We start from the raw sequence: 9450 nt of genomic DNA, 5'->3' as shown, positions 1-9450 counted from the left end.
CGCCACTTATAGATCAGGCTGGTCGCGACATCGTACTGACGCGCTACCGCCGCCACTGTGGCCCCGGGCGCGAATGCCGCGGCCAGTATCCGGCACTGATCCTCTTCACGCCAACGACGACGACGCTCAGGCCCGGTCAATAACGTCACATGGCTCATGCTGTGCTGCTAACTTCGCTCGTAAGGGCGACCTTAAGAGCGCAGCCTCGCTACCGTTCCGTCCTCTCGCAAGGCGGCCTTCGCCGGAGGGTATCTTCCTGTCCGACATAGCGGATCATGGACGGCTTCGTGCGGTTCTTGAGCGTGGCGAAGGTGGTCTCAACCGCCGCCGGGCGCCTGGGCGGATGCCGCCTATGACACCCATACTCGCCGTGCCTGGCTTTGGGCCGAGGGCAAGAAGGTTCGCACCGCACGCCGCGCCACAAGCACCATCCCGAACTGCCGGAGCGGCTCAAGCGTCCCCTGAAAGCTGCCCTGTTCGGGATTTTGAAGGCCAGCAAAGTCCCCCCTGGCCCACGCCGGAAGGTACGCCTTCATTAGCCGCCAGCTACACCACGTCCACCAATACGCTCCTAACCACCCATGTAATCCCCGGTCGCTAGGGCGCTAAAAGGCTGCGGCGTACGCCTGATCCGATAGCCAAGCGCGCATTGTTGACGCGGGCTTTGAGAGTGGTTTCCTATTGTTCCAAGCTAAACAAAAGCCGACAGGATCACGCATTGAGACGTCAGAAAACCGGACGAGTCTTCCTTGACGCACCAGCGGTCTGACCAACGAATCCCATCCTAACGCCAGGCCTTGATTTGCTTCAGCCGCCGTAAGGAGAGCCGAATATTTGTTAAATCTGCTCCCGCGCAATCCTTGGTAGGGAACAGACGCGTTTTGAAGAAAATCATGCCATCGAGGCCAATGCGGATTATTCCAATCCACATGAAGTAGAGGAAGGATAGCCAAGTCTGCGGGCTTAGTAAAGCGGTGTTCGTCAGCGAAAGCAACACCACAAACAGGATAAATGAGGTCTTTGGATAGCGGATCGATGCTTTCGTTCGGCCATATTCCTGCTGCAGGTCTTACAAAGAGGTCTACTTCGGCACTACGAAAGTCGAGAACGTGATCCGAGATAAAATGGTTGACCGTAATATGTGGAAATCTGCTCCAGAAATCTTCCATTCTTGGCATAAGCCAGTGCGTTGCGAAAGCATCTGTACACCCGAAAGTGACAATTTCCTCATCCTTTTCAATCTTTAAGGCTTGAACCGCTTCAGAGCAACGCGAGAGACTAGCAGCTACCTCAGAGAACAAATCCTGCGCAGCCGCGGTCAGCTGCACTCCATTTTTATGCCGGATGAAAAGTTTGAGTCCGAGTTCAACCTCTAGCGCCTTTATCTGCCGACTGACGGCACCGGCAGTTACGTTCATTTCATCTGCAGCGCTTTTAAAGTTCGCATGCCGAGCCGTCGCCTCAAAAACGGCCAAAGTCGTCAATGGCGGCAGGTCATAGTACTTACGGACGATCTCTCTTCTCCTCTAAATTACGTGAAGCTCGAGCAACATGAGTTCAACACATACGTCATAAGAGAACGGCCTACGCTGTTGATCTTGACCCGCTCACAATAATTCGCAACAAGTTCGATTGCAAGGGAAACGCAAAGGTGCGGCCCAATCTCAGGGGCGTGAGAAAGCTCCTTTACCTGGCGGGGATCAGAACAAGAGTCAAATCATACGCGGCCTTTATCAACCAAAGGCACCTACTGATCATTTCAATTGCCATTCCGCCGTCGGCGCATTTTGCGTGCAGTGGCGGCTCGAAAGATAATCAGCAGTTGCAGTTCCAGCGGCATGCGCGACCAGAGGGCCGCACGATCTCCTGGCCATGTCGGATTTCGCGACGGAACTTCATGTGATGATACGGTGCGACCTGCGGATACCCACGCAGCTCTCCCCTCCGCTCGCTTTCAAAATCTAGCGCCACCGCGCCCGGCGTCTTTCACCTTATCGCCCACAGCATGCCAACCTGCATTTCATGCAATGTAGTCGTTGCTAGGGTTATTCTAACCGACGCTCGTAACCGGGTCGGCAAGCTCGAGTTGCGGGTTCCGCAGGGGGGCTACGCCGCCATCATGGCCAAGCGAATTATGGGCGACCGAGTCCCTGAAGCGACCCTGTTTAACCCGACAGCCACTCGCGGCAGATGACTCGGCAACTCGAGAAGCCATCACCTGGACGATTCTGGTATCGCTTGGAAAGCGGACGGCATGGCCCTCCCATGCCCCCACTTCCGCCTTCGGCCAAAGCATATCTCAATGAGCCGAAGCTAGCACTGTCAAAAACCTACTACAAAGCGGTTATTGCCTCTTTTGCTTAGGCTGCTTGGTCAAGCCAAACCTTGCCCAGGTCGATCTCGAACATCGGGTGCATCGCATAGCCTTTCACTTGTTTCGTCGAGTGATTAAACAAAGTTAGCCAATAAGGCTGTGTAATGATGCCTGAATCCTGTAGGAGGGATTCAAGATCATGCATCAGGTCCTTCCGCTTCTGTGGATCCGGCACTGTCAACGCTTTGTCCAGTTTCTTATCGAATTCCGGATTCGACCACCCAGTCTCATTCCAAACTGCTCCACTGCGGTAGGCAAGTGCCAGCACCTGCACCCCGAGCGGCCGCGCGTTCCAGTCCGTTGCCGAAAGTGGATATTTCATCCAGTTCTCCCAAAATGTGCTATCGGGAACGATCGTGCGTTTGACCTTGAATCCGGCTTCGTGCAGCTGCGCCGCCATCGCGTCCGCGCTGGCCTTGAGCCAATCTGCGTCGCTACTGAATAGCTCGTGTTCAAAGTCCATCTGACCGGCTTCCGCCATCAGGCGTTGGGCAGTTTCAATGTCTCGCTTCTTTTCCGGTAGTGGATAGTATTCAGGGTGTAACGGTCCGACGTGGCAGTCCACCGCGACAGTGCCGTAACCATTCTGAGCGGTTTGTAGAACGGTGTTGTTGTCGATGGCCAACTGCAATGCCTTTCGTACCCGCTGGTCATCATATGGCCTATTCGTTATCTGCGTGCGGCATATGATCGTTTCCGTTGTTTTGGCCTCACATCTGACCAAGCCGATTTTATCAAAGATGGCGACGTAATTTGCGAACGTCTGCTCGTTGGCATCGATTTCGCCCGATTCGAAAGCACTCTGAAGGGTGGAAGGGTCGCTGCCATAATCAATGAATTGCACTTCGTCGAGATGCGCTTCGCCGGCCCACCAGCCTCCTTTTGTTCTACGCTTTACGACCGCCTTTTGTCCGACGTCCCATGACACCAGTTCAAACGGCCCCGTTCCAACGGGGTGTTTAATAATGTCAGATCCGTACTTTTCGAAGTCACGATGTACAATCAATGCAGGATAGTCAGCAAACCCTGGAATGAGAGTGATGTCCGACCGTGATAGCTTGAGTTTAACCGTATGATCATCTATTTTCGTAATGGCGCCTTCGATGACTTTTCCTGTTTTGTCATCAATGAGTGCGGCCATGCGCGCGGACATCGAATTTCCAGGTACTTCCTTTTCGCACCAACGCAAAAGATTAAACATCACGTCATCGGCGTTGAAATCGTTACCGTTGTTCCATTTTACGCCTTTGCGAACGTGTAGTATGTATTCGCTGGCATCTTCATTGACCTCCCAGCTCTCGAGAAGTCGCGGTTCAAAAGTGTATTCGCTAGTGTACTTGACTAGCCCTTCGAGGAACTGCCGGCATATGTTGGAGATTTCCGAATAGTCACTTACCCGCGGATCTTTGGGGCCATAAATCGGCATTGCAATTCGGAGGATTCCGCCTTTCTTAGGCGTTTCATCAGCATACGCGGGTAGCGTCGCGCCGAGCATTGAGTACGCCATAGCTGTCGAAGCACCGAATATGGACGCAAGCGCCAGAAATTCGCGCCTGTCCATCCCGCCTTTCTTGGCCTCCTCGGCGAGACTGTCGAGGACCTTTGGCATCGGGCCGCAATGCTTAGTTGGACACTCCATTTTAACCTCCCATTTTTCGATCTACGAAGAAAGTGCTCTACCCAATGCAAACCGAATGTTCTGCTCAGCAGAGTTGCTGGGAGGCATCGGTCCGGCCAGGCACGTCCCTCATTTCTCTTGAATAAACCATGTGCGGGGGAGCTCGTAGATGAAAAAGACGACGCTTGATATAAACGCTTTTCATCTTTAAAGCGTCTGGGTTTACACCACGCGGTTCCCGGAAAACTGTCCAGTGGTGAGTTTCTTCCCGGCGGAGCCAGAGGCAATATTCCGCTCGAGGACGACAGTTGCAACTCGTCGCCCGCAGCCAGGACAGCCAATGGTGTAGGAGAGGCCATCATACACTTTCGCCTCGGCGGCAGAGTACCCTACCACTCGGTCACCTTTGCAATCGAGCCTTGAACGTCGGCCGGACCCTTTCTGTCGGCACCGGAGACGCTGCATTGCCATTGTAGGCTGCCGCGGCGTACTGCCTGGCCTCATCTTGGTATCGATTGACCAGGCTTCTCTGTATCCACCCCGTCCGTAGTGAAGCTGACCACTGGCTCCTGTCCAGCGAGTTGATCGTCGCTGAGCCAGCAAAGGCTGTGGTGGTTATCTCCGAGATCCCTTAGGGGCGGCAACTCTCTTTCGCAGCGGTTCTCGGGAACGAACTTCTTCCATCGACAGCGCGTCTGGAACGGACACCCGGCCGGCGGACTCATAGCTGAAGGGATGTCGCCCTCGAGCACGATGCGCTTTTTGACCGCCCTGGTGTCGGCGACCGGGATCGCGGACAAGAGCGCTTCTGTATAGGGGTGGTAAGGCGGCGAAAAGATCTGGTCCGTCGTGCCCTGTTCGACGATATGACCAAGATACATGACCACCACCCGGTCAGCTATGTAGCGCACCACGGACAGGTCGTGGCTGATGAACAGCATCGTGGTCTCGTTCTTGCGCTGGATGTCCATCAACAGTTCAATCACCGCCGCCTGCACCGAGACGTCGAGGGCCGAGGCCGGCTCATCGGCCACGACCAATTTAGCGCCGCCAGCAAAGGCCCGGGCTATGCCGATCCGCTGTTTCTGTCCGCCGGAGAGCTGGCGCGGCTTGCGGTTCTCGAAAGCTCGCGGAAGCTTGACCAGATCTAGCAACTCTAGCATTTTCTGCCGCCGCTCGGCCCGGGTGTTCCCAACGTTGAACTTCTCCAGCGTGCGGATGATCTGTGAGCCAACTGTGTGGCTTGGGTTCAGCGTATCAAATGGGTTCTGAAACACCATCTGGATGGAGGAAACCGTTTGCACATCGCGCGCCTCAACGCTTGTCGACTGGATTTCCTTCTTGCAAAACTTGACGGCGCCGGCGCTTGCGGTTTCCAGCCCTAGTAGCACCTTCGCCAGCGTGGACTTGCCGCAGCCTGACTCTCCGACGATAGCCACAGTCTCAGATTGCCTCGCCTGGAAAGTGATGTCCTCGATAGCCTTCACGGTGCGCGTTTGCCCGCCGCGGAAGATCGCGCGCGCCGCGACGTGGTAGTATTTTTTCAAGCTACTAACATTGAGCACCGACGCGCCGGGCACGATGCGCTCGTTGACCTTCTTGGCGCCGGGCGGCAGCGCCTCCCAGTCGATCTCATTGAAGCGCACACAGCGTGTGAAATGGCCTTCATGGCCTTCGACCGCGATCATCGGGATCTCGGCGGCGTTGCAGACGCCTTCGACGAAATGGTGGCAGCGCGGGCCGAAATTGCAGCCCCGCGGCCGCTCATGCGGCAGAGGAAGCTGGCCTGGAATGGCCACTATCGGCCGGGAATTTTTGTCTGCCCCGGGCAGAGGTATCGATCGAAAAAGGCCTTGTGTATAAGGGTGGCGCATCCGATCGAACACATCGGCGACCGTGCCCGTCTCCACCGCCTCGCCGGAATACATCACCGTGATGCGGTCGCAGGTCTCCAGGATCAGGCCGAGATTGTGTGACACGAAGATCATCGAGGTGCCAAAGCGCTTGCCGAGATCCCTTACCAGTTCAATGATGCCCGCCTCGACTGTCACGTCGAGGGCCGTTGTGGGCTCGTCCAGGAGGAGGAGGGCCGGTTTCGAGAGCAACGCCATCGCTATGACTATGCGCTGCTGCTGACCGCCGGAAAGCTGGTGAGGGTAGGAGCGCATTATGCGTTCCGGATCGGGCAGGCGGACCGCCTTCAGCATTTCGAGCGAGCGGCGATACGCCTCCTGCTTCGACACTTTCTCGTGAAGGACAGGCACTTCCATCAGTTGCTCCCCGACTTTCATGGCGGGGTTCAGGCTCGCCATGGGCTCCTGATAGACCATGGCTACCTTGTGGCCGCGGATCGCACGGAGCTCGACATCAGACATCTCGTCCATGTCCCTGCCTTGGAATTTGATGCGGCCACCGACAATCTTCCCGAGGCCGGGAAGGTCGCGCATGACACCGAGCGAAACAGTAGACTTGCCGCAGCCCGATTCGCCGACGATCCCCATGGACTCGCCGGGCATTACGGTGCAGGAAAAGTCCATCACGGCCGGAATCTCGCCGCTCTTGGTAAAGAAAGAGATCGACAGCTTTTCGATCTCGATGATGGGCTGGGCGCTTGCGACCGTCGTCAGTTTGACAGCTTCGTTCATGGGCGGCCTCTCAATCTTTGAGCGATTCTTCGCGAAGTGCGTCAGCTAGAAGGTTCAGCCCGAGCACAAAGGACATGAGCGCGATCGCCGGAGGCAGTGCCGGATGGATATAGGCGCGCAGGAGCCGGCTCGCATCCTTGATGGCGGTTCCCCAATCAGGGCTATCGGGCGGGACGCCTAGCCCGAAATAGCCCAGCGTTCCGAGCAGGATCGTGGTGTAGCCGACGCGCAAGCAGGCATCGACGATCAACGGGCCTCGAGCATTTGGCAGGATTTCCCAAATCATGATGTACCAGGCGCTCTCGCCCCGCGTCTGGGCGGCTGCGATGTAATCGCGCGTTTTGATGTCCATGACCAAGCCGCGCACGATACGAAACACGCTGGGCGAAGACCCGAGCACCACCCCTACAAAAATGTTGAGGTAGTCCGCCCTGACATGCAGGGTTCCTAGAGGATCGGCGTCAAATATCACGCCCCCGTAAATCCAGGCGCCGACCACCATGGTCAGACCGATAGACAGGTAATACCGATCGGGGCGGCCTTTGAACCGAGTATGGAACAGCGTTAAAAAGAATACGATCGGGATCAAAAAGATCACTGCCGCAAAGGATCTCGCGATCGATACTCCAATACCTGTCGCCTCGCTGAACCAGTTGTCGAAAGACAACTCACGAACATCCGGCGTGACCAGCAGGTAAAAGAGTAATATCACTGGGAACGCCAGCAGAAGATTGACGAAGAAGGATAAAACTGAATCGACGCGGCCGCCGTAGTATCCCGCGGGCAAGCCCAGACCGATGCCAGCAATCAGTGCAAACGCTGTGGCTCCGGGTGCGATCGACATCACAGTTCGGCTACCAAAGACCGTGCGGCTGAATACATCCCGCGCAAGCGAGTCAGCTCCAAAATAGTAAACTCCGCCGCCCCCAGGGACGATTGTTCCCGGCAGAGCCCCTTTCATGACAGCGACCTGGCTAATGGGGTCGAAAGGCGCGATCATAGGAGCGAACATGGCTGTAAATAGCCAGAAGAGACAGATAACGACGCCAGAGAAGCCGACGCCCGTTTTGAAAAGGCCGCCGTAGAGCCCAAGCTGTTTACGAAAGCCGATGCTGAAGGCAAGGCAGACGGCTATGGCGATCAAGACCGGCCAGAACCGCCCCATCACGGCAAGGACTATATTGAACCATCCCATGATCTCAAACTGCACAGACTCCTCCTACTGCACTCGAATGCGCGGGTTGAGATAAACGTAGCCGATATCGGAAATCAGCTGAGTCAGCAGCACGACTACCACCGAAACCAGCGAGCAGCCTAAAAGGAGATCGATGTCATTGTTGGCCGCCGCGTCGTTCAATATGAAGCCAAAGCCTTGGTAGCGAAACATCGTCTCCACCACTACAACGCCGGTGAGCAGCCATGGGAACTGAAGCATAATTATCGTAAAAGGAGTGATCAGTGCATTGCGCAGTGCGTGTTTAATCACCACTCTGGGAAAAGAGAGGCCCTTTAATCGTGCGGTGCGGATGTACTGCTGCGTCATCACTTCGACCATCGAGGCTCGCGTCATGCGGGCTATATAGCCTATGTCGGCGATGGCCATCGTCATCACCGGCAATGCGAAATTGTAGAAAGTGAGGCCTTGTCCGGTCGCCGAAGCGGCCGAGCCGTTCAACAATCCCAGCCAGGAAGCAAAGATGACTGTGAAAATGACGCCCGAAACGTATTCAGGAGTCGCTGTCGTCACAATCGAGAGGACTGAAAGAGTCCGATCCGTCGGAGTTCCCTCGCGCATGCCGGCAAGTATGCCCATCAGTAATGAAACTGGCACGATCGTCGCCAGTGCCCAAAACATCAGCTTACTTGTCGCCGCTAGCGCCGGCACAATTTTCGCGGAAACCGCGGTCCTGAATTCGGTCGAACAGCCGAAGTCGCCTTGTAGCACCCCCGAAAACTGGCGCGTCTCGGGTCCGCTGCAAAAGCCAAATTTGAGCATCGGCTTGCCCGTGTTTGAATCAAGGCTAGGATCTTTAGGCCAGACACCAACCCATTCGGCGTAGCGCTTGAAGAATGGCTCGCGATAACCATTCGCCTTAAGCCAGTTTTCTATGTCCACGGCGCTGGCGCGATTATTGGTCTGATTCAACGCAAGCTTCTTAAGGTTCGGTTCCAGGTTGACCATGTAAAAGACTATCAGCGTCAAACTGAACATGGTCAGCGCCATCACGCCCAGCCGCCGAAAGATGAAACTATGCATTCTGTCCTCATCATCTGATGTGCGGACCCGGCTCGGTTTGACCTCAACCGCCACCTCGAGCTGATTGTAACGGCAGGCCTAACTCGGTTTCCATCCATTTGTGCGCGACGACACACCAGCCTAAGCTTTCAATAAGGGATCGAGCAGCGCGACCGTAGACGGAAAAGATCGCATTTGATATAGACCTGCTTCATGTCCACGCTTCGCGGTCTCGTGCCCTCCACCCATTCGCTGTTTGTTTTCGAAGCAGCTGCTCGTACCTTGAGTTTCAAGAGGGCGGCGAGCGAGCTCAATGTCACGCAGCCGAGTGTCTCGCATTCGATCAAGATGTTTGAGAAGCATTGCGGTACCCCGCTCTTCGTGCGGGACAACCGCGGAGTGCAGCTGACGGAACCAGGAAGACAGCTTTACGACGAGGTGCGCGTCAGTTTTCGCCGGCTGGAGCAAAGGCTTGAGGCCATCTCCGGGCGAGGAACGCAGTACATCACCTTTGCCGCTTCAACATCTCTGGCGGCACATTGGCTGGCGCCTCAGCTCTATGACTTCCAGGAAGAAC

At 55.8% G+C, this 9450-nt stretch carries 7 protein-coding genes; 1 reads left to right on the top strand and 6 read right to left on the bottom strand.

Annotated features, from left to right (window positions below; all coding sequences use genetic code 11):
* The 6 genes from NKH67_RS33440 to NKH67_RS33415 form a co-directional block, all read right to left on the bottom strand.
* A partial coding sequence (locus tag NKH67_RS33440) for a transposase (RefSeq protein WP_352700705.1) occupies window positions 1-158 on the bottom strand: 158 nt, incomplete at its 3' end.
* 447 nt (window positions 159-605) lie between these two features.
* The gene (locus tag NKH67_RS33435; protein WP_353032986.1) at window positions 606-1484 is read right to left on the bottom strand and encodes a LysR substrate-binding domain-containing protein; all 879 of its coding nucleotides are present in this window, start codon (window positions 1482-1484) and stop codon (window positions 606-608) included.
* Between the two features lie 876 nt (window positions 1485-2360).
* Window positions 2361-3983: an ABC transporter substrate-binding protein gene (locus tag NKH67_RS33430; RefSeq protein ID WP_353032984.1), complete on the bottom strand. Its 1623-nt coding sequence runs from the start codon at window positions 3981-3983 to the stop codon at window positions 2361-2363.
* Window positions 3984-4492: 509 nt separating this feature from the next.
* Complete coding sequence (locus tag NKH67_RS33425; protein ID WP_353032982.1) at window positions 4493-6637, bottom strand: dipeptide ABC transporter ATP-binding protein; 2145 nt, start codon at window positions 6635-6637, stop codon at window positions 4493-4495.
* A 10-nt stretch (window positions 6638-6647) separates the two neighbouring features.
* Window positions 6648-7847, bottom strand: coding sequence for an ABC transporter permease (locus tag NKH67_RS33420; RefSeq protein WP_353032980.1), 1200 nt, complete (start codon window positions 7845-7847; stop codon window positions 6648-6650).
* A 9-nt stretch (window positions 7848-7856) separates the two neighbouring features.
* On the bottom strand, window positions 7857-8894 hold the full coding sequence (locus NKH67_RS33415) for an ABC transporter permease (RefSeq protein ID WP_353032978.1): 1038 nt from the start codon (window positions 8892-8894) through the stop codon (window positions 7857-7859).
* Between the two features lie 192 nt (window positions 8895-9086).
* Between NKH67_RS33415 and NKH67_RS33410 the strand changes: the two genes are divergently transcribed.
* A partial coding sequence (locus NKH67_RS33410; protein ID WP_353032976.1) for a LysR family transcriptional regulator occupies window positions 9087-9450 on the top strand: 364 nt, incomplete at its 3' end.

This window comes from Mesorhizobium sp. M0968 (genome assembly GCF_040319065.1).
GTDB lineage: Bacteria > Pseudomonadota > Alphaproteobacteria > Rhizobiales > Rhizobiaceae > Mesorhizobium.
The sequence above is the reverse complement of the archived record's forward strand: the minus strand, read 5'-3'. Positions and strand labels throughout refer to the sequence as shown.

Coding starts and splice junctions, on each gene's coding strand:
- NKH67_RS33415 (WP_353032978.1), bottom strand. CDS start 8,894: ATGCATAGTTTCATCTTTCGGCGGCTGGGCGTGATGGCGCTGACCATG.
- NKH67_RS33430 (WP_353032984.1), bottom strand. CDS start 3,983: ATGCCAAAGGTCCTCGACAGTCTCGCCGAGGAGGCCAAGAAAGGCGGG.
- NKH67_RS33425 (WP_353032982.1), bottom strand. CDS start 6,637: ATGAACGAAGCTGTCAAACTGACGACGGTCGCAAGCGCCCAGCCCATC.